Origin of the sequence: Marinobacter sp. CA1 (assembly GCF_020546665.1) — a bacterium.
GTDB lineage: Bacteria > Pseudomonadota > Gammaproteobacteria > Pseudomonadales > Oleiphilaceae > Marinobacter > Marinobacter xestospongiae.
The window spans coordinates 1,468,510-1,487,700 of record NZ_CP071785.1 but is presented as its reverse complement, the minus strand read 5'-3'; the positions used below and the strand labels follow the sequence as shown (position 1 = coordinate 1,487,700).

At 62.3% G+C, this 19,191-nt stretch carries 16 protein-coding genes; 7 read left to right on the top strand and 9 right to left on the bottom strand.

Annotated elements, in window-relative coordinates; translation table 11 throughout:
* Positions 1 to 24: 24 nt before the first annotated feature.
* On the bottom strand, positions 25 to 1,305 hold the full coding sequence (locus J2887_RS06955; protein WP_227176065.1) for a TRAP transporter large permease: 1,281 nt from the start codon (positions 1,303 to 1,305) through the stop codon (positions 25 to 27).
* A 43-nt stretch (positions 1,306 to 1,348) separates the two neighbouring features.
* Positions 1,349 to 1,996, bottom strand: a complete 648-nt coding sequence (locus J2887_RS06950) for a TRAP transporter small permease (RefSeq protein WP_227175261.1) — start codon at positions 1,994 to 1,996, stop codon at positions 1,349 to 1,351.
* Positions 1,997 to 2,141: 145 nt separating this feature from the next.
* On the opposite strand from J2887_RS06950, the gene dctP reads away from it, so the two are divergent.
* Positions 2,142 to 3,257, top strand: coding sequence for a TRAP transporter substrate-binding protein DctP (gene dctP / locus J2887_RS06945; RefSeq protein ID WP_227175260.1), 1,116 nt, complete (start codon positions 2,142 to 2,144; stop codon positions 3,255 to 3,257).
* Positions 3,258 to 3,309: 52 nt separating this feature from the next.
* On the opposite strand, the gene J2887_RS06940 is transcribed toward dctP, so the two are convergent.
* The 3 genes from J2887_RS06940 to rlmJ form a co-directional block, all read right to left on the bottom strand.
* Positions 3,310 to 4,110 (bottom strand): mechanosensitive ion channel domain-containing protein, encoded by an 801-nt coding sequence (locus J2887_RS06940; RefSeq protein ID WP_227175259.1) that lies wholly within the window; start codon positions 4,108 to 4,110, stop codon positions 3,310 to 3,312.
* Between the two features lie 5 nt (positions 4,111 to 4,115).
* Positions 4,116 to 5,345, bottom strand: a complete 1,230-nt coding sequence (locus J2887_RS06935; RefSeq protein WP_227175258.1) for a hypothetical protein — start codon at positions 5,343 to 5,345, stop codon at positions 4,116 to 4,118.
* 68 nt (positions 5,346 to 5,413) lie between these two features.
* Positions 5,414 to 6,253 carry a 23S rRNA (adenine(2030)-N(6))-methyltransferase RlmJ gene (gene rlmJ, locus J2887_RS06930; protein WP_227175257.1) on the bottom strand — a complete coding sequence of 280 codons (840 nt, stop codon included), beginning with the start codon at positions 6,251 to 6,253 and terminating at the stop codon, positions 5,414 to 5,416.
* Positions 6,254 to 6,429: 176 nt separating this feature from the next.
* Here rlmJ and J2887_RS06925 point away from each other — a divergent pair, with 176 nt between their 5' ends.
* From J2887_RS06925 to J2887_RS06905, 5 genes are all read left to right on the top strand, one after another.
* Positions 6,430 to 7,767, top strand: coding sequence for an imelysin family protein (locus J2887_RS06925; protein ID WP_227175256.1), 1,338 nt, complete (start codon positions 6,430 to 6,432; stop codon positions 7,765 to 7,767).
* Positions 7,768 to 7,874: 107 nt separating this feature from the next.
* Complete coding sequence (locus tag J2887_RS06920; protein WP_227175255.1) at positions 7,875 to 9,290, top strand: di-heme oxidoredictase family protein; 1,416 nt, start codon at positions 7,875 to 7,877, stop codon at positions 9,288 to 9,290.
* Positions 9,291 to 9,422: 132 nt separating this feature from the next.
* Positions 9,423 to 10,466, top strand: a complete 1,044-nt coding sequence (locus J2887_RS06915; RefSeq protein WP_227175254.1) for an imelysin family protein — start codon at positions 9,423 to 9,425, stop codon at positions 10,464 to 10,466.
* Between the two features lie 3 nt (positions 10,467 to 10,469).
* Positions 10,470 to 11,585, top strand: coding sequence for a DUF1513 domain-containing protein (locus J2887_RS06910; RefSeq protein WP_227175253.1), 1,116 nt, complete (start codon positions 10,470 to 10,472; stop codon positions 11,583 to 11,585).
* A 67-nt stretch (positions 11,586 to 11,652) separates the two neighbouring features.
* The gene (locus tag J2887_RS06905) at positions 11,653 to 12,957 is read left to right on the top strand and encodes an MFS transporter (RefSeq protein WP_227175252.1); all 1,305 of its coding nucleotides are present in this window, start codon (positions 11,653 to 11,655) and stop codon (positions 12,955 to 12,957) included.
* A 22-nt stretch (positions 12,958 to 12,979) separates the two neighbouring features.
* Here J2887_RS06905 and J2887_RS06900 read toward each other — a convergent pair whose 3' ends face one another.
* Positions 12,980 to 13,342 (bottom strand): DUF4870 family protein, encoded by a 363-nt coding sequence (locus J2887_RS06900; RefSeq protein ID WP_227175251.1) that lies wholly within the window; start codon positions 13,340 to 13,342, stop codon positions 12,980 to 12,982.
* Positions 13,343 to 13,406: 64 nt separating this feature from the next.
* A complete protein-coding gene (locus tag J2887_RS06895) occupies positions 13,407 to 14,030 on the bottom strand; it encodes a LysE/ArgO family amino acid transporter (protein ID WP_227175250.1) in 624 nt (207 codons plus the stop codon).
* Positions 14,031 to 14,181: 151 nt separating this feature from the next.
* On the opposite strand from J2887_RS06895, the gene J2887_RS06890 reads away from it, so the two are divergent.
* Positions 14,182 to 15,069 carry a LysR family transcriptional regulator ArgP gene (locus J2887_RS06890; RefSeq protein WP_227175249.1) on the top strand — a complete coding sequence of 296 codons (888 nt, stop codon included), beginning with the start codon at positions 14,182 to 14,184 and terminating at the stop codon, positions 15,067 to 15,069.
* Between the two features lie 50 nt (positions 15,070 to 15,119).
* On the opposite strand, the gene J2887_RS06885 is transcribed toward J2887_RS06890, so the two are convergent.
* Entirely contained in the window at positions 15,120 to 16,760 is a 1,641-nt protein-coding gene (locus tag J2887_RS06885; RefSeq protein WP_227175248.1) for a methyl-accepting chemotaxis protein, read from the bottom strand.
* A gap of 251 nt (positions 16,761 to 17,011) precedes the next feature.
* Positions 17,012 to 19,024 carry a PhoX family protein gene (locus J2887_RS06880; protein WP_227175247.1) on the bottom strand — a complete coding sequence of 671 codons (2,013 nt, stop codon included), beginning with the start codon at positions 19,022 to 19,024 and terminating at the stop codon, positions 17,012 to 17,014.
* Positions 19,025 to 19,191 lie beyond the last annotated feature (167 nt).

Here is a 19,191-nt window from a genome sequence, read left to right as displayed (position 1 = left end):
TCAACTCGATCATGGCCCGGCTCGCTACTCCATCAAACCGGGCAGGAACAACGCGATCTGCGGGAACAGAATCAGCAACACCGTCGACAGCAGGAGCAGCACGATAAACGGTGGTGTACCCGCGATCACATCCAGGTAAGGCCTTCGGAAAATGGCCACGGCGGTGAATATATCGCATCCGAACGGCGGTGTCGCCGAGCCGATGGCCGCCTGCAGGGTGACCAGGGTACCCACCAGAACCGGATCAATGCCCGCCGCGGCGACCGCCGGGGCAAAAATGGGCGTCAGGATCAGGATCACCACAATCGGGTCCACAAACATGCAGCCGATGAAGTAGGACACCGCAATGAGTCCCAGGATCATGTAAGGGCTGTCCGCCGCGTTCTCGATGACCCCGCCGAGCATCAGTTCGGGCAGCTTGGCGAAGGAGATCACCCAGGAGAAGGCAGTACCTGCGGCCACCAGGATAAACACCACCGCGGTGATCAGACCGGTGGACAGTGCGATGCTGGGCAGGTCCTTGAAGCTGACCTGACGGAAGATTGCCATTTCCAGCACCAGGGCGTAAGCCACCGACATGGAGGCGGCCTCGGTCGGGCTGAACAGCCCGGAGTAGATACCACCGATGATAATCACCGGGAACCCCATCGGCAGGATCGCCCGCTTCAGCGCGGTGATCCGCTCCGGCCAGGGGGCCTTCTCCATCAGCGGAATCTTCAGTTTGACCGACTTGAAGTAGCAGTAGATCGAGAACAGCGCGAGGATCAGCAGACCGGGACCAATACCGGCGATGAACAGGTCACCCACCGAGGTGCCGGAAACCACCCCGTAGATGATCATGCCGATCGACGGCGGGATCAACAGGGCGATGTCGCTGGCGTTGATGATCAGCGCCATGGTGAACTTGTCCGAATACCCCGCTTCTATCATTTTCGGTCGCAGGGGCTGGCCCATGGCCACCACCGTTGCCTGGGTCGAGCCGGACACGGCGCCAAACAGTGTGCAGGACACTGCCGTGGTCATGGGCAAGCCACCGCGAAGATGGCCGACAAACTTGGACACCAGATCCAGCAGCCGGTCCGCTGTGTGGCCCTTGATCATGATGTCGGCCGCCAGTATGAACATGGGCACCGCCACCAGCACGCTCTGGGAGATCCCACCGATCATCTGCTGGATGATCACCGGCCCCTCCATGAACGGGAACTGGGTAAACAACAGCACCATCGCCCCAACCAGCAGCGGCACCATCATCGGAAAGCCCATCAGCAGCAGCACCACCATCACCACGGCTACCACCACCGCCATCGAGGCGAGATCCAGGCCGCCCAGGCCCAGCACGTCGATCAGGTTATCCATTGTTCTTCTCCGTCTCCGACGTTCCCGCAAAGTCGTCCTTCAGCCCGATCTCCGACGTCATCTCGTCGAGCTCGTCCTCGTATTCATCCGGGTTGTGCCAGGACAGCCAGGCCCCCGGACTGATGAGGTTGCGCACGCCGGCAAGCAGGAACTGGGCCGACCCAACCGCCAGACCAATGGGTGCAATCAGGTACACCGTCCACAGCGGCATCCCCAGCGATGGCATGCGACGGCCGGACGCCTGCAGCTTCATGACGTATTCCCAGGCGTACACCGCCAATAGGGCCAACAGCGCGCAGGAGACGAAACTGACGATCGTCAGCAGGATTTTCTGCCCCAAGGGAGGCAGCAGGTCATGGAGGGCGGATACCCGGATGTGACGGGCATTGCGGACGCCGTAGCCGACACCGACAAAGGTCACCACCACCACGAGGAGCTGGGCAACTTCGTCTGCAAACGACAGACTGGCGCCCAGGTTGCGGGCAAAGACGTTCAGGACACTGACGCCGGCCATCAGCAGGATGCCGACAATCAGAATGGATTTCTCGATGAAGTTGAGGCCTGTATCAAGCCAACGAAGGGGAATTTTTAAGATGTTTCCGATACCCGCAGCTTGTTTTTCCTCGCTCGGTTCGGCCATAAACTGGACTCCGTTTCCAATGTGCGTCCATACAGTATAGGGTGATATAGGTGGCAAACATCAAGAAATGTGTCTATCTAATAGGCTGTTAGGAACAGTTTGCACACGTTAGTTCTAGAGGACGACACAGCAAAGGAGATAACAAATGACGAAACTCACACGCTGGCTCGGAAGCCTGATCTTTGCATTCTCGCTGGTTCTGGTCGGCTGCTCCGACAGCGGCGAGACCGAGCAGGAGGCCGCTTCCACCTCCAGCTCAAGCTCATCGAGCTCATCCAGCCAATCCGCAGAACCGGCAGCGAAGGCTGAACCGGTGACCTGGCGCTTCGCGCTGGAAGAAATCGAAGGCAGTGTCCAGGATGCCTACGCTCAAGAGTTCAAGCGCCAGATCGAGGACATGTCCGATGGACAGATCGTGATCGAGATTTACCACTACGGTGCCCTCGGCACATCCTCACAGCTGACCGAGCTGGTTCAGGACGGTTCTATCCAGTTGGCTTTCGCGTCCCCGGGTCACCTGGCATCCGTCATCCCGGAAGTGGGGGTTTTCACCCTGCATTTCGTGCTGTCTGACGACAACGACGTGAACAAGGAAGTGCTGTCCAGCAGCAAGGTCCACAACCTGTTCGATGCTCCTTACGCCGAACAGAACATGCAGCTGCTGGGTATTGTTCCTGAAGGCTGGATGGTCTGGACCGGCAACAAGCCGCTGCGCACTCCGGCGGATTTCTCCGAGTTCAAGATGCGCACCATGACCTCCCCGATTCTGACCGAGTCCTACAAGGCCTACGGCGCCAACCCGTCGCCCATGCCTTACTCCGAGGTCTACAGCGGCCTGCAGTTGAAGCAGATCGACGGTCAGGTAAACCCGATCTTCGCCATCGAGGAAATGAGCTTCTACGAAGTTCAGGAAGCGATGACCCTGGCCAATCACGCCCAGTTCATCACCACCCTGGTGTCGAACAAGGAGTGGTATGAGTCTCTGCCCGACGACCAGCGCAAGTGGCTGGACGACACCCGCGCCGAACTGGTCGACTACATCTACCAGAAGCAGGCCGAGTTCAACGGCGAGCGCCTGGAAAAGATCACCCAGAACAGCGATATCGAAGTGGTTGAGCTGACTGACGAGCAACGGGCGGTGTTCCGCGATGCCAGCATGGGCGTTCGTGACATCTACCTCGAAGCCGCCGGTGAACGTGGTCAGGAAATCCTCGACACCATCACCTCCATGGTGGAAGAGGCCGACTCCGGCGAGATGTAATACCCGGCAGCCCTGATTGCCAGCCCGGCCGGGCTGGCAATCACACCTGCCTTCAGGCGGCGACGGGAGGCACCTCCACAAACGTCGCCCCTGCTTCCCCCAAGGCTTCACTGCCGCGGGCGGTCAGGTCCGAGATCAGCGCAAACTGGTCTGCCGGCGCCAGCGGATAGGCCTTCACCCGATAGCAGAAGCCGTAAGGCCGTTGCGCCACCACCACCTTGATCGGTTGCCAGATCCGCACCAACGGGCTGGTAAACGCCACATCCCGCAACAGCGCCTGCATTGCCGCCACATCGTGCCCCGGCCGCAGGTGGAACTCGGTGACCGTCATCAGGTTGTCCGAGCCCTTGTTGGCGTTAGCAATCAGGGCGTTCCAGAGCACGCCATGGGGAATCACCACCACGGTATCGTCAGCGGTCACAATCTCCGCAGCGCGTGTTCCAATCCGCCGGACCTCCCCGTAATGGCCATCCACCTCAATCCAGTCGCCCGGACGGTAGGGCATCTCATACAGCGTGACGATGCCGGCAATCAGGCTGTTGGCGTAGTCCTTGAAGGCAAACCCCAGGGCCAACGCCAGCGCGGCAAACACCGCGAACATGTTCTCGAACGAGGGCTCGATCAGCACCGGCACCACCAGCAGCACGGTGGCGACGATGATCAGCAACCGCAACAGCGGCACCGATGCCAGCAGGTAGAGTCGGGGCTTGCCCCCCAACTGGCCTGCCAGCCGCGGCAAAAAGGCCTGGATGGCCATGATCAGGGCCACCGCGACCGCCACCAGCAGCAACGCCTCGAACACCGACTGGGAACTTAGCGACGACAGCGCGTCCTTGAGACCAAAATCATTCATCGCAATCAGAACCCATCTACCGGATAGCCATCGTTCAACAGCTGGCGTCGCACCGCCGGATACCCCAGTGCCGTCACCTGCCAGCCACGCTCGCCCTCAGCCACCAGCTCGCCGTTGCGCAGCGTCTGCAGCAGGATGGCCACGGCGTCGCTACCCAGCCCGGTGACCGCTGGCAGCTCTCCGAGGGACAGGCCATCGTGCAACAACAGCGCGTGCAGGATCAGGGTGACGCCGCGGTCCGGTGACGACGGCACCGCGGGCAGACTCAGTTGTTCCAGCGGTATCGCCCAACAGCTCCGGGCCCCGGTGGCCGGCTTGTCGGCATCCGCTTCGGGCGCCTCTGGCCGAGCCCGCAGAAGCTTGCGCCAGATCGCCAGGGCCACGCCGGGATTACCACGGGAAAACGCTGCCAGGTCGCGAATCAACCGGTGCTGACGGCTGCCATTACGCTCACTCTCAAGGGGAAGCACGCCGTCACCGCTGTCGCTCATCCGAACCGTCAGGCCGGATTCGCCACCAACAAGCGAACCCAGCCAGGCAGCCAGCAATGGCTCATCCAGCGCCGCGGGCGTACAACTGGCCACGGGCAGCTGTGGCAGATAGCGCTGCCAGAATCCCCAACACCAGCTGGAACAGTGCACCACCCCGGCGCCAAAACGCCCCAGCGCCAGCCCCTGAAAAAACGCCTTGAGCAACCACAGGCCCCGCCGATGGCGACGCCACAACCCGGCCAGATCGGCGATCAGCCAGGGCTCGTCCAGAGCCTGCTGCTGCCACCAGTTCTCCGCTTCCGCCTGGGAGGCCGGCCAGACCTCTGGCGGCTGGATGACTCGCCAGCCGCGCTCTTCAGCCAGGGTCACCAGCGTCTCCCGCAGGCCAGAACACGGCGGCGTTACCAGCGCCAGCACGCCATCTCGGGTCTGCGCCTGCTGACGGTCTATTTCCGCGCCTAGGGCCTGAACCTGAGCGGTTCTGTCAGGATCAGGGGCAAAACGTCGCAATTGCAGGGAGGTCAGTGTTTCGATGTCCGGCTCCGGGCGAAAACCGTGTTCGCCGGGGTCAAAGCGGTGACGAAACTGGCCCCAGGTTGAGCGCAGCAGATCCCGCACGGTGTGGCGGACTGATGCCGGCGGCAGTCGCCAATCTGCCAACGAGACCAGGCCACCGGGCAATGCCATCGGCGGTTCCGGCACCTCAGTCGCGCCGGTTGGGCGGGCAACGGCCGATTCACTCATCACTCAGGACGGCTCCTTTGTCTTGATCCGTTCAATTGATCCGAGCCGCATAACTCCGGCGACGCAGATTACTCGGGCACCAGCCAGTCCCACTGCTGTGTTGACGCCAGAATGTCAGCACCGCAGACGGGGGCCAACATCGCTTCAAGCCGGTGCTGCCACTGCCAGGGTGGGTTAAGCACCAGCATGCCCGACCCGATCATACCCCGCTCAGGTGGCGACTGAAGCCGCAGTTCGTGCCGAATCACCGGCCCGGCCTGGCCCTCAGAAACCAGATCCAGCAACACCTGGTGGCCACCGTCGAGCAGAATCGGGTACCACACAAGATAGACGCCATGGCGACACTGACGCCAGGCCCGGGCCAGGGTGCGCGCGGTATCGGCGTAGTCACTGCGAATTTCGTAGGATGGGTCCATCAGCACCAGCAACCGTGGCGCCGCTGGCGGCAGGGAACGCAGCAGCCCCTTGAGACCATCCTCATGGCGGATACGGACATCGGGCAGCGGCACTTTGCGGTGCAGCTGATCGTTCTCGTTGCCATGGAGTTCGAACAGAGTCAGCGCATCCTGGGCGCGCTTCCAGTGGCAGAACCAACGCGGTGATCCCGGATAGTAACGCAGCCCCGCACCGCCCCGGTTCAGGGCTTCCAGAGGTTGCAGGAAATGCTGCCAGTCGTCCGACACCAGGGTGTCACGAACCGCCCAGACCTGCTGAATACCGCTGTCCGCCTCCGCGGTCTTGCGGGCACGTTCGTCCTGCAGGTCGTAAAGACCCCGGCCGGCATGGGTGTCGAAGCAGGCAATCGCAGAAGGCTTGGTCTGCATCATCGACAGGGTCAGAGACAGCGCGGCGTGCTTCTGAACGTCGGCAATGTTGCCGGCGTGATAGGCATGAAGGTAACTGAGCATCGTGGGTCCCAGAAAGTCCAGAGGCTGAATTAGGCCCCATATCGCCCGACCAGACAAGCGCCAGGATCATTTCCCGGTGGATGAACATTGCATTCGTAATGAACGAATCTCTATAATCGTTAATGTTAATGACTTTTATTCCCACCTCACCAACAAGGAATGCACGGAGCATCACCATGATCGCCAGACTTTCCCGTAATCCGCTGTTCGTTGCCGTTTCCGCCATGACTCTGGCGACAGCCTGCAGCACCGGCCAGGACAACGCCGCAGCCGACGCTGAAAAAGACACCCCGCAGGCCGAACAGGCAGCCGCCCAGTCCGTGGACAAAGCCGCGGTTGTCAGCCATTACGCCGATCTGGCCCACGCCAACTTCCAGGATGCCCTGACCGCCGCCAAGGCACTGGATGCCGCGACCGACAAACTGATCAGCGAGCCGACCGCCGCCAATCTGGCAGCCGCCAAGGAAGCCTGGCTCGCCGCCCGGGTTCCCTACCAGCAAACCGAAGTTTTCCGTTTCGGCAACGCCGTGGTTGACGACTGGGAAGGCCAGCTCAACGCCTGGCCGCTGGACGAAGGCCTGATCGACTACGTTGCAGACGCTGACTACCAGTATGAGCTGGGCAACGACGGCGCCACCGCCAACATCATCGCCTCCACCTCCATCAACGTCGGTGGCGAAACCATTGACACCACGGAGCTGACGCCGCAGCTGCTGGCAGACCTGAACGAGATTGGCGGGTCCGAAGCCAACGTTGCCACCGGTTACCACGCTATCGAATTCCTGCTCTGGGGTCAGGACCTGAACGGCTTTGGCGCCGGCAACGGCAATCGCCCGGCGACCGACTTCGCCCAGGGTGACGACTGCACCAACGGCCACTGTGACCGTCGTGCCGACTACCTGGACGCCACCACGGACCTGCTGATCAGCGACCTGGAGTGGATGGTTGCCCAGTGGGCACCCGAGCAGGCCGACAACTACCGCGCCGAACTCACCGGCCTGGCACCGGAGGAAGCGTTCCAGCGCATGCTGTTCGGCATGGGCTCGCTGTCCCTGGGCGAACTGGCGGGCGAGCGCATGAAGGTTGCTCTGGAAGCCAACTCCTACGAGGATGAGCACGACTGCTTCAGCGACAACACCCACAACTCCCACTATTACAACGGTCAGGGCGTACAGAACGTCTACACCGGCAGCTACACCCGCATCGACGGCACCGTGTTCGAAGGCCCGTCCCTGTCCGACCTGGTCGCCGAAGCCAATCCGGAGCTGGACAGCACTCTCAACGACCAGCTGAACGCCTCCATGGCCGCCCTGAGCACCATGAAGCAAACGGCGGAAGCCTCCGAAAACCCGGTGAAGTTCGACATGATGATCGCCCCGAACAACACCGAAGGCGCGAAAGTCATTAACAACACCATCGTGGCCCTGGTGGAGCAGACCGGCTCCATCGAGAAGGCTGCCCAGATCCTGGGCGTCAACTCGCTGCAACCGGATGATGCCGGCCACAGCTTCTGATCCAACCATCAACACGGAGCCGCTGGCTCCGTGTTGAGGTAAGTCATGGCCAGCCTGGCACTTTTCTGGCAGGCTGGCGACGACTTCCCTCTTGACCAAGTATTACCATGCCAACATTACGTCCGAAGTACCTGACGCCCTGGCTATTCGCCCTGGCCGTCACCCAGACCCATGCTACACCGACTGCCGACTACCCGATTCAGGACACCCCGATGACCGGCGGTGACGGCACCGTGGAGCAGTTTGACCACAACGCCTTTTCCCTGCCCCAGGGCAACCTGTCGATGACCAAGCGGCTGGATTTCAGCGTCGGCAACAGCTTCTTCCGCAACCCCTGGGTGGAAGCGCCTGCCAGCACCGATGCCCGCGATGGCCTCGGCCCGTTGTTCAACACCAACTCCTGCCAGGGCTGTCACATCAAGGACGGTCGCGGTCACCCCCAGGATGAACAGGGCGGCTCGGTCTCGCTGTTCCTTCGCCTGGCGGTGCCGGCGGACCCCGACAAAGATGCGGAGCTGCTGAAACAGCATGGCTTCAAGCCGGCGCCGGTGTACGGCAGCCAGCTGCAGACCGCAGCCATCCCCGGCGTGAAACCGGAGGCCGATCTGGTGGTGAGCTGGGAGACGGTCATCGATACCCTGGCCGACGGCACGGAGGTCACCCTGCGCAAGCCGGTCTACCACATCGAGAACCCCAACTACGGCCCACTGCCTGACGACCTGCTGGTGTCGCCCCGCATGGCCCCGGCAATGATCGGCCTGGGTCTGCTGGAGCACATTCCGGAATCCGACCTGGTCGCCCGGGAAGACCTGAATGATGCCAATGGCGACGGCATTTCCGGCAAGGCCAACCGGGTCTGGAACAAAGCCACCAACCAGACCGTGCTGGGACGGTTTGGCTGGAAGGCGGCCGAACCCACGGTTCACCAGCAGAGCATGGGTGCCTTTGCCGGCGACATGGGCCTGACGTCCAGCACCAGCCCCGGCACCGACTGTACCGCAGCCCAGGGCTGTGACCAGTACGCCAGCGGAGGGGACCCTGAGGTCAGTGACAAAGTGGCCGGCTTCGTGTCGTTCTACGCCAGCAGCCTGGCGGTGCCGGCCCGCCGGGATTTCAACGACCCGGACGTTCAGGCAGGCGCCCGTCAGTTCAATGAACTGGGGTGCGCCGGGTGCCATACCCCCCGGCACCAAACCGGTGACGTGGCCGATCGGCCAGACCTGAGTCAACAGACTATCTGGCCCTACACCGACCTGCTGCTGCACGATATGGGCCCGGCCCTGGCCGATGGTCGCCCGGAGTTTCTGGCCAACGGCAACGAGTGGCGAACACCGCCGCTGTGGGGGATCGGCCTGGCCCAGACCATCCTGCCGCGTACCGGCTTCCTTCACGACGGCCGCGCCCGGACCCTGGAAGAAGCGGTGCTCTGGCACGGTGGCGAAGCCCAGCCGGCCGCCGACGGCTATCGCAGCCTGGACGCCACAGACCGACAGGCGCTGATCCGCTTCCTGGAATCGCTATAATGCATCGGCGCCAACCAGAGTGATGTTGGCGCTGGAAAAGTCGTCAATACAGTTTCCAAGAACGTTTTCAGCAACGTTTTCGAGAAGACTTTCGAAAAGATTCTCAAAAGACTTTCAAAAGAGGAGCATGCCATGCCCGGTTCCCGGCGCTTCGGTCGCATTACCCGTTCCCTGACACTGGCAGCAGCTATCACTGCCCTGCCGGTCGCTGCCCTGGCTGACACCCCACGGGAACGCTGGCATCAGGACATCGCCACCGGTTACCAGCAGCTGGCAGACCACACCCAGCAGCTGATGGACGCCGGCGATGGCTACTGCCAAGGCCCCGACGCCAGCGGACGCCGCCAGCTCGGCGATGCCTGGCTGCAGGCGTTCGAGAGCTGGCAACAGGTGCGTTTTGTCGAGTTTGGCCCGATTGAACAGGACAGCCTGGCGTGGCAATTCCAGTTCTGGCCGGATGCCAAGAACCTGGTGGCTCGCAAGGTCAACTACTGGCTTTCCGCCGAGACCGAACTGAACACAGCCACCATCGACGGCGCCGGCGTCGCCGTACAGGGCTTCCCTGCACTGGAATTCCTGCTGGCCGATCCCCGATTCCAGCAGTCGGAGCAGGCGCTGCCGGCCGAGCGCAGCTGTCAGCTGTTCAACGCCATCAGCAGCCACACCCACGCCAACGCTCTGGAACTGCAACAGCAGTGGCAAGCGATGAAGCCCCACTACCTGGCTACCGACGATTACACCCACGGCACCATTCGTTCCGCGATGAACGCCCTGGAGATCCTACAGGATCGCCGCATGGGCGCGCCCATGGGTCTGCGGGGTTCAGGCCGCCGCAATCCCTACCTGGCGGATGCCTGGCGCAGCGAAACCTCACTGGCCGGAATCCGCGCCAGCATTGAAGGTCTGCAGCGCTACTTCGTTCCCGGCCTGATGGCAGAACTTGCAGCCCAGGGCCACGCCGATCTTGGTGAGCAACTGAACGACGCCTTCGAGGAAGTACTGGGTGACCTGGAGAACGCACCAGCGGGCATGGCGCCGCTGATTGAGGATGACGAGGGCTTTGGCCAACTGCAATCCATCTACATTGACGTGGTACAGCTGGAACAGACCCTGAACAACGACATTGCCGCCGCCCTGGGTGTAATTCGCGGTTTCAATTCCAGCGACGGTGACTAGAAAGTGCTTTCACGCCGTCGATTTCTGCAATGGGGTCTGGCCGGACTGAGCCTGGGCGCCGGACTGCCCGGTTGTGCCCTCGCACCCTCCGGCCAGACTGCGCCAGCCCGGACCCGCCTGTTCAGTGCCGCCGATACCGAGGACGGCCGACATGCCCTGGTGAGCGTTGAGCTGGGAGGGGCTGCGCCGGTCACCCTGCCCGTGCCGGAGCGTTGTCACGGTGGTTGCCCCAGTCCGGATGGCGGTCATGTGGTGCTGTTCGCCCGCCGCCCGGGCCGTCACTTCTACGTGATCGACAGTGCCCGCGGCGATCTGGTCACTCAGGTGGCGGCGGGAGAGGAGCATCATTTCTACGGCCATGGGGTGTTCAGCCCCGATGGCAGCCGGCTCTACACCACCATGAACCATTACCCCAGCGGTGATGGCCTGATCGGCGTCTACGATGTCCACAATGGCTATCGTCTGGTGGACCACCTGCCCGCTGGTGGCATCGGCCCGCACGAACTGCGGCTGCACCCGGACGGTGAGACCCTGGTGGTAGCGGTTGGCGGCATCCAGACCCATCCGGATTACGACCGCATCAAGCTTAATCTGGATACCATGGCGCCGGCACTGGTGCTGATCGACCGGCACAGTGGTCAGGAGCGACAGCGCTATCAGCCCTCCCACCACCAGCTCAGTTGCCGTCACCTCGACGTCAGCCCGGAAGGCATTGTCATCGCCGGCTACCAGTACCAGGGGCCACGCTGGCACACCCCCCCACTGATCGCCCGTTTGGACAGCCAGGCGCGCCAGTTCAGCGAGATCGAGCTGCCCTCGCCGTTACAGGCCAGCCTCAACAACTACACCGCCAGCATCGCCATCCACCCTCGCGCCTCGGTGGCAGCGATTACCGCTCCCCGGGGCGGACGTACGGTGTTGGTGGATTATCAGAAAAAGACACTGATCCGCGAGCTGGCGATTCCCGACTGCGCCGGCGCCCTGCCCGATGGCGAGGACGGCTTTCTGGTGACCTCCGGCATTGGCCGGATCTACAGGATCGATCCACGCTCCACCACTCCCCAGCCCCTCCAACAGTATCCGCTGCGCTGGGACAACCACCTCACGCCCTTCGTCTGATCGCCCGGATGAGCACAGCGCCAGGCAATGGTAAGCTTGGCGCCTCGTTCCACAGCGGAGTGCCAACGTGGCCAAACCTGATTCCAGCGCAACCGAGCAGCTTTACAGCCTGATCGCCAACGAGGAGGACGCCCGCGCCTGCTCGGACCTGCCTGACTCCGCCTGTCAGGAAGTCCCCCGCAATTTCTTTCTGATTCTGGTTTGCAATGTGTTGACCAAACTGGGCGATCTGCTGGTCAGCCCCAAAACCGTGCTGACCTGGTTGCTGGGCGCGGTAGGCGCACCGGCGCTGGTGGCCTGGCTGGTCCCCATCCGGGAATCCGGCTCCATGGTGCCACAACTGGCCATCGGAGCCTGGGTACGTCGCAAGCCAGTGCGCAAGTGGTTCTGGAGCCTCGGGGCGCTGGGCCAGGCCATCAGCGTTGCCGCCATGGCGGCCAGTGTTCATTTTTTGGAGGGCTATGCCGCCGGCTACGGCATCGTCGCAGCACTGGTGGTGTTTTCACTGTCACGGGGATTCTGCTCGGTGGCGATGAAAGACGTGCAGGGCAAATGCATTCCCAAAGGGCGACGGGGACGCCTGTCCGGCCTGGCGACAACCCTCGGGGGCACAACCACCGTCGCCCTGACCATCCTGCTGTTCCGGGACGGTGGCGAACCGTCGCTGCAGTTCTATACCCTGTTGCTGGTGTTTGCCGCCCTGCTCTGGCTGGTTGCCGGCGCCCTGTTTGCCAATATTGATGAATACGCCGGCGAGACCGCAGGCGGTGGCCACGCTCTCGGGCAGGCGATCAAAAGCCTGAGCCTGTTGCGGGATGACGCCCCTTTCCGTCAGTTCGTTATCACCCGCGCCCTGCTGCTGTGTTCCGCCCTGGCGGCACCTTATCTGGTGCTGCTGGCGCAGAACAGTAACGAGTCCGGTTGGCTCCTGGGCAGCTTCCTGCTCGCCAGCAGCCTGGCCAGCTCGGTCAGTGCCAGCATCTGGGGCTGGATGGCGGATCGCTCCAGTCGCCAGGTCATGATCCTGGGCGCGGTGATTGCCAGCGTCCTGTGCCTTGCGACCGGACTGATAACCGTCGCTGGCGGAGAGGACCGGCTATCCGCCTGGGCCTATCCGGCCGCGTTCTTTGTGTTGGGGATTGCCCACGCCGGTGTTCGTCTGGGGCGCAAGACCTATCTGGTCGACATGGCCGGAGGTAACAAGCGCACCGACTACACCTCCGTCAGCAATACCCTGATTGGCCTGTTGCTGCTGGTCATCGGCGGCATCAGTGCGCTGCTGTCAACGGTCTCGGTCCCGGTGGTGATCCTGTTCCTGGGGGGCATGGGAGCGGTGGGGGCCTGGTCCGCCTATCGCCTGCAAGAAGCCTGAGAAGAGGTATACAAGCACTGGCTCAGGGCGAGACACCATCGTTCAGCGCCAGGGCGCCCTTGACGATGCGGTAGATCAGCCAGATCGACAACACCAGCAGAATCAGCCAGCCCACCAGCAGGAAGGTGGTCAAAGTCCCCACCACCATCCAGAACAGGCTGAACCAGAAGGTCCGGATCTGCCAGCGAAAATGCGGCTCAATCCAGGTGCCGTTCATGTCATCCAGTTTGACGTAGTTGATGATGACCCCTACCAGCGCCGTCACACCACCGGTAAAAAACGACAGCGCCTGAAGTATGTAAACCGCCACGGCCAGGTTGCGGGCCGGCTCCGCCTTACGTGCTTCCGGGTCAGGGTTGGCGGGTATAAATTCCTGTTCGGCCACAGCCACCTCCAGCAAATGGATTGATGGCCTCACATTACCACAAGCCGCAGAGCCTGCCCCAGCATTATGCCGCCGGTAGCTGGATGCCATTGCTGGCGATGTGCAGGGCAATGGCTGCCATCATCACCGCGATCACCCCGTCGATGATCCGCCACGCCATCGGGCGGGCAAGTACCGGCGCGAGCGCCGAGCCACCCCAGGCCAGCAAACCAAACCACATGACGGAGGCACTGCTGGCACCGGCGACAAAGGTCAGCTGATCCGTCTGCTGGGCACCAATGGCGGGGATCAACAACAGGGTATCCAGATAGACCTGGGGATTGAGCAATGTCACCGCCAGGGTCGTCAGCAACACCGCGCGGCGGCTGTTGCCCTCGGCTTCATCGCCGGTGTTCAGCGCCACCCGACCGCCCAACGCCCGCCACCCGGCCTGGATGGCAAGCCAGCCAAGAAACACCACCCCCAGCCAGCGAAACACTTCCAGCGCCTCCGGCCAGGCCAGCAGCGCAGCGCTGATCCCGAACATACCGGCGGTGAACAGCAGCACATCACTGCTCATACACAGCCCCGCCGCCCACCAGTGGTGCTCACGGCGGATCGCCTGGCCCAGCACATAGGCGTTCTGGGCACCAATCGCCACGATAATACCGCCACACACCACCAACCCAGTCAGATAGCTCTCCAGCACAGCCCCACTCTCCGTCAATCAGTTCCCCGGGCGCCCTCGCTCACAAATCGAACCGTCTCCGGCCCAGCTCAGGCACCAATGCAGGAAGCCAGTGTAGAGCGAAGCCGCTATACTGAAAAATCATACTCTTTATGCTGCATTAAATTTACTTATGCTGGACTACAAACTTCTGGAAGCCCTGGCCACGGTGATCGAAACCGGTGGTTTTGAACGTGCAGGCCTGACCCTGGGGCTGTCCCAGTCCGCCGTATCCCAACGCATCAAGCTGCTGGAAGCGCGGCTGGGACAACCGGTGCTGGTACGCCACCCCAGCCTGAAAGCCACCGCCGCCGGCCAGCGGCTCCTCAACCACGTGCAACAGGTGCAACTGCTGGAACGGGACCTGCGCCATACCCTGCCAGCGCTGACCAACAACCGGACCCGTCTGCGCATTGCCCTGAACGCCGACAGCCTGGCGACCTGGTGGGCCCAGGCCATCGGCGACTTCTGCCAAAGGGAAAACCTGCTGCTGGATCTGGTGATCGAGGATCAGGACATCGGCCTGCGACGCATGCGGGAAGGCGATGTCGCCGCCTGCCTGTGCAGCAGCGACCAGCCGGTGGCCGGCGCCCGCTGTACCGGATTGGGCCGGATGCAGTACCGCGCCCTGGCTCGCCCCGATTACATTGGCCGTCACTTTCCGGATTCCGGCGTCCTCGCCGCCTTTCGCCAGGCACCGGCCATCGTGTTCGGCCCCCACGACCAGCTCCAGCACCGTTTCCTCGCCAGCCAGGGCTACCATGGTCAGTTTCCCTTTCACCTGTGCCCTTCATCAGAGGGGTTTGTAAGACTGGCGCGGGCGGGCATTGGCTACGGCATGATTCCCGACCACCAGGGCCAGGAGTGGCTCGCCAGTGGTGATCTGGCGGATCTGGCGCCGGGGGTATCGGTGGACGTGGATCTGTACTGGCATTACTGGCGGCACGGTGGTGATTTCATGGAACGGCTGACCCAGACCCTGGTACAGCAGGCCTCATTGCTGCTCGCTGTCGACCGTTAGAGCCCCGTTCCAACATCCCCGGGATGGGAGACTTCCCTATCGGGGCGACATCAGGCCGTATTGGGACGGTACCCCAGGCGCAGCCCGCCCCAGTGACGGCCGTTGACGTAGATAGGCACAGACAGGTCGTGCATGATCTCGCCGGTATCCCGGCGGTAGGTTTGTAACAGCATGGCTTCGGTATGGCTGCCGCAGCGGGCGCCAGTGCGGTCAGCAAAGAGCCGCTTGCTTCGGCTCTTCACCAGGTCGACCGTCGGGTCTCCGCTGGGCGGATGGGCAAAATCCCGGTTGTGGGTGGGAACGTAACCGTCGGGAGCCGCAGCAATGGCAAACACCATCGCCGGATGGCTGTCCTTGATCGGTTCCTGAATCGCCGGCAACACTTCGTCGGTGAATCGGTCGAAGCCACTGCTGTATTTCTGGGGATCGGTCCCGGCCAGGGGTTGGCGGCCGGAATCGAACAGATCTCTGTCACTGATCCGCCCCGCCTTGAGGGCCTGCTCAAAGGCGTCACCAATGCGCCGGGCGCCGGCCCTGGCCTGGTGGTAGAAGAACTGGTGATAGCTGGTGTCGCTATGGCTGGCGTAGGCCGCGTTGGCCTCCTCCGCCAGCTCCATGAGTCGGGTGGCCTGCTGCGCCAGCCCCTCAACACTGTGATCGCTTTCGGCGATCTGATCGCGCTGGGATTCAATCGCGCGGAACATCTCCTGCAGGCTCTGCTCGTTGTGCTGGTCATTGGCGGCCATGGCGCCGACCCGCTGTTCAAGCTGATCGGCCTGATCGCGGATCTCATCCAGGCGCTCGCCCACCCCTTCCACCGCCTGCAGGCCGGTTTCAACACTGCTGGCCAGGTCTTCAATACGGGCAACGATCTGGGCGGTATCGGCCCGCACTTCCTCCAGAGTCTGAGCAACTTCGCCGGTTGCCTGGGCGGTGCGACCGGCAAGCTGGCGCACTTCATCCGCCACCACCGCGAAGCCGCGGCCCTGCTCGCCAGCTCGGGCGGCTTCGATGGCGGCATTCAGGGCCAGCAGATTGGTCTGCTCGGCGATGCCTTCGATCACTCCGGTGACGCCCTGGATGCGGTTGGACTTCTCGTTCAGGTCCTGTATCAGGCGCAGGTTCTCGCCAGACTGTTCATGCACCTGGCGCACCCGCTCAATGGCGCCGGCCAGTGCGTCACGGCCATCGGCGCTGATGCGGCTGGCATCACGGGCGGTCTCCGCTGCTTCATCCGCTTGCTGGGCCGATTGCCGCACGGTCTCGGTAATCTGGCCGGCATAGTCGGCCATCTGAGAAATGTCGGTGACCTGTTGATCCAGCCGGCGCTTGAGCTGCTCCGACGCATGGGCCACTTCCGCCGCCGAAATGGCATTGGCATCCGCATTGCCAGACAGCCGCTCAATCAACGCCTTGCCAGCGTCGGCAGCGGCAAGCAGATCATGACAGCGGGCCGCCAGAGCCGGGTCCTCAGGCACTTCTCCCCGGGTCAGCCGCTCAACCCCGGTTTCCAGTGGCTCCACAACCCGCCACACCAGATAACCGGTGCTGATCGCCATACCCAACAACGCGCCCACGACGATGGATACCGCGTCCAGGCCCACCATCGGCGCCCCCCAATAGGTTGCCGCCAAAACCAGCAACGCAACCAGTCCGCCGATCCAGAACACCCGTCCCGCCAACAGCTTCATAGATACCTCGGTTCGATGTCTTATCCCGGGCGAGCTACTGATTCACTCAACAGAAGCCGACGCCCTTGCGCTGGCTCTTCACCACCCTGAACGAGACTAGAAAATCAGCCGCTGCTTATAACTTCTACTTTAGTTCGATTCGAGAGCTATTTTGGAGGGGGATTACACTTTCACGACAAAAACCCCATTCCGAAAGCCGGCTTGGCCGGCCCCGGAATGGGGTTTTAGGTTTTTGCTGTCAATCGGCTTGATCAGCTACCGATCACACCACCGTCATCCTTGGTGACAATTACGGTGGCATCCCGCGGACGCTCACTGCTGGCGTCCGGCCAGTTCGCTTCCGGATGCTGAATGTTGACAAACATGGTCTTGCAGTCCGGCGTCGTCACCACACCGGTGACCTCACAACCCACCGGGCCCACGAAGAACCGGCGAATGTCGCGGGTCTCAGGGTTGGCCGCCAGCATCATGTTGTTCTGGTAGGGAGGCGCATCGGAGCCGTCGGTCTGAATCCACAGCTTGCCCTTGTAGTCGAACCACAGGCCGTCCGGGCTGTTGAACAGGTTGCTGTCATCCAGGGTCACCACGGCGTTGCCGTCAACCACGGTTTCTGTGCCGGCTTCACCAGCGAACACAAAAATGTCCCACTCAAATTCGGTGGCGGCGTGGTTATTGCCCTTCTCCATCCAGCGAATGATGTGACCGGTCGGGTTCGGACCCAGCGGGTTGGCCGCGTTGGTGTCATCCGGCTCACGGCGGGAGTTGTTGGTCAGGGTGAAGTAGACTTCGCCATTATTGGGGTCAACCGCGCCCCACTCCGGACGGTCCATCGGCGTGGCGCCGGCAATATCCGCCGCCAGGCGGGTGTTGAGCAGCAGATCCGCCTGCGAGCTGAACGGAGCCGTAAACGGAATACTGCCAACAGAACCGGCGTTCACCGCCGCATTCATCTTGGCGACAAAGCCGGCGTCGTCCAGTGACAGCGGCAGCCAGTCGCCAGAGCCATCGTCGTTGAACCTGGCCACGTACAGCGTGCCGTTGTCCAGCAATGAGCCGTCGGCAGCGGCGGCATCGTAGTTGTTGGCGGACACGAACTTGTAGATGTACTCGAAACGGGAATCGTCACCGGAGTAGCACACCACCGGCTTGCCCTGTTTGGCCGGTGCGAAGATCACGCCTTCGTGGCCAAAGCGTCCCAGGGCCGTGCGCTTCTGGGGCTTGCTTTGGGGGTTGAAGGGGTCAATTTCCACCATGAAGCCGTAGGTGTTGGCTTCGTTGCGGTAATCCTCCGCCGCGCTGGCAGCCAGGGTGGAGATGTTGAAACGGACAAACTCGTCGGCGCCACTCTCGGCCAGCTCCCAGTCGTAACGGGAAGCATCGCCAACACCATGGCGCACCTGCTCCCGGGGCTGCTCAGCGTCGCTGTTGGCGAAGTAACCATGCCAGTTCTCTTCGGCCGCCATGTAGGTTCCCCAGGGCGTCGGTCCCATGGAACAATTATTGAGGGTACCGCGGGTGCGGGTGCCATCCGGGCTGAACTTGGTCACCAGCTTGTCGAAACCGCGCACCGGACCACGAATGTCCATTTCGGTGCCACCGGTCACCCGCCGGTTGTAGTTGCTGCCGTGTACCACAGACCAGGCACCGTTGCCGTCCCGCTTGACGTGGATAACGGAAACACCGTGGGCGGCGATTTCCTTGCGTACTTCGTCGTCCGGGCGCTTGTCGTTGACGTAGGTAGCGCCAGCAGGGTGCAGGGCATCCTGGTTGATGTATTCGTGGTTCATCACCAGCAACCCTTCTTCCGAGCTGCTGCCGCCGGATTTCAGGTCAATGGGGAAGAAATGCATGCCATCATGATGCATGCCCACCTGGCTTTCCTGGTCGGCGCCACTGTTGGTGCCGTCGGTACGGAATTCCGGCAGGCCACCGGTGAGCGGCGTGCCCCAGGGGACAAAGGCAGTGGCGGTATAGCCAGCAGGCACGACTACCTTGTTCAGGGTTGACACGGCTACCGGTTCAAAGCCCAGCTCAACCTGGGAACCGGGATTGCCCGGACGGTTGTCGTCATCATCGTCGTCGCTGCAACCCACCAGGCTGCCGCCCATCAGGCCAACCAGTGCGGCACCCACACTGCCTTTCATCAGTGTCCGGCGCTCCATGCGGGCTGCCAGAACGTTGGCAAATGGCGTATTGCCGGACTCATTGACCACCGGCTCGTAGTCCGGGTCGTTGTACAACGGGTTGATGTCTTTCTTCGCCATGTCAGTTATCCCTCTCATACTGGATCGTTTTTCTGGTGCGCCCAGTGTGGGGAAGGAATTTGACTGCGCTGTGAAACAATTATGGCAGCAAGATGACAGATTCAAGACAGCATCCAGACCGCCTGCATGCGTTGGAACCAACTGATCACACACAAAAAAGCCCGAAA

Coding starts and splice junctions, on each gene's coding strand:
- J2887_RS06950 (WP_227175261.1), bottom strand. CDS start 1,996: ATGGCCGAACCGAGCGAGGAAAAACAAGCTGCGGGTATCGGAAACATC.
- dctP (WP_227175260.1), top strand. CDS start 2,142: ATGACGAAACTCACACGCTGGCTCGGAAGCCTGATCTTTGCATTCTCG.
- J2887_RS06880 (WP_227175247.1), bottom strand. CDS start 19,024: ATGGCGAAGAAAGACATCAACCCGTTGTACAACGACCCGGACTACGAG.
- J2887_RS06885 (WP_227175248.1), bottom strand. CDS start 16,760: ATGAAGCTGTTGGCGGGACGGGTGTTCTGGATCGGCGGACTGGTTGCG.
- J2887_RS06920 (WP_227175255.1), top strand. CDS start 7,875: ATGCCAACATTACGTCCGAAGTACCTGACGCCCTGGCTATTCGCCCTG.
- J2887_RS06915 (WP_227175254.1), top strand. CDS start 9,423: ATGCCCGGTTCCCGGCGCTTCGGTCGCATTACCCGTTCCCTGACACTG.
- J2887_RS06955 (WP_227176065.1), bottom strand. CDS start 1,305: ATGGCGGTGGTGGTAGCCGTGGTGATGGTGGTGCTGCTGCTGATGGGC.
- rlmJ (WP_227175257.1), bottom strand. CDS start 6,253: ATGCTCAGTTACCTTCATGCCTATCACGCCGGCAACATTGCCGACGTT.
- J2887_RS06890 (WP_227175249.1), top strand. CDS start 14,182: ATGCTGGACTACAAACTTCTGGAAGCCCTGGCCACGGTGATCGAAACC.
- J2887_RS06925 (WP_227175256.1), top strand. CDS start 6,430: ATGATCGCCAGACTTTCCCGTAATCCGCTGTTCGTTGCCGTTTCCGCC.
- J2887_RS06935 (WP_227175258.1), bottom strand. CDS start 5,345: ATGAGTGAATCGGCCGTTGCCCGCCCAACCGGCGCGACTGAGGTGCCG.
- J2887_RS06940 (WP_227175259.1), bottom strand. CDS start 4,110: ATGAATGATTTTGGTCTCAAGGACGCGCTGTCGTCGCTAAGTTCCCAG.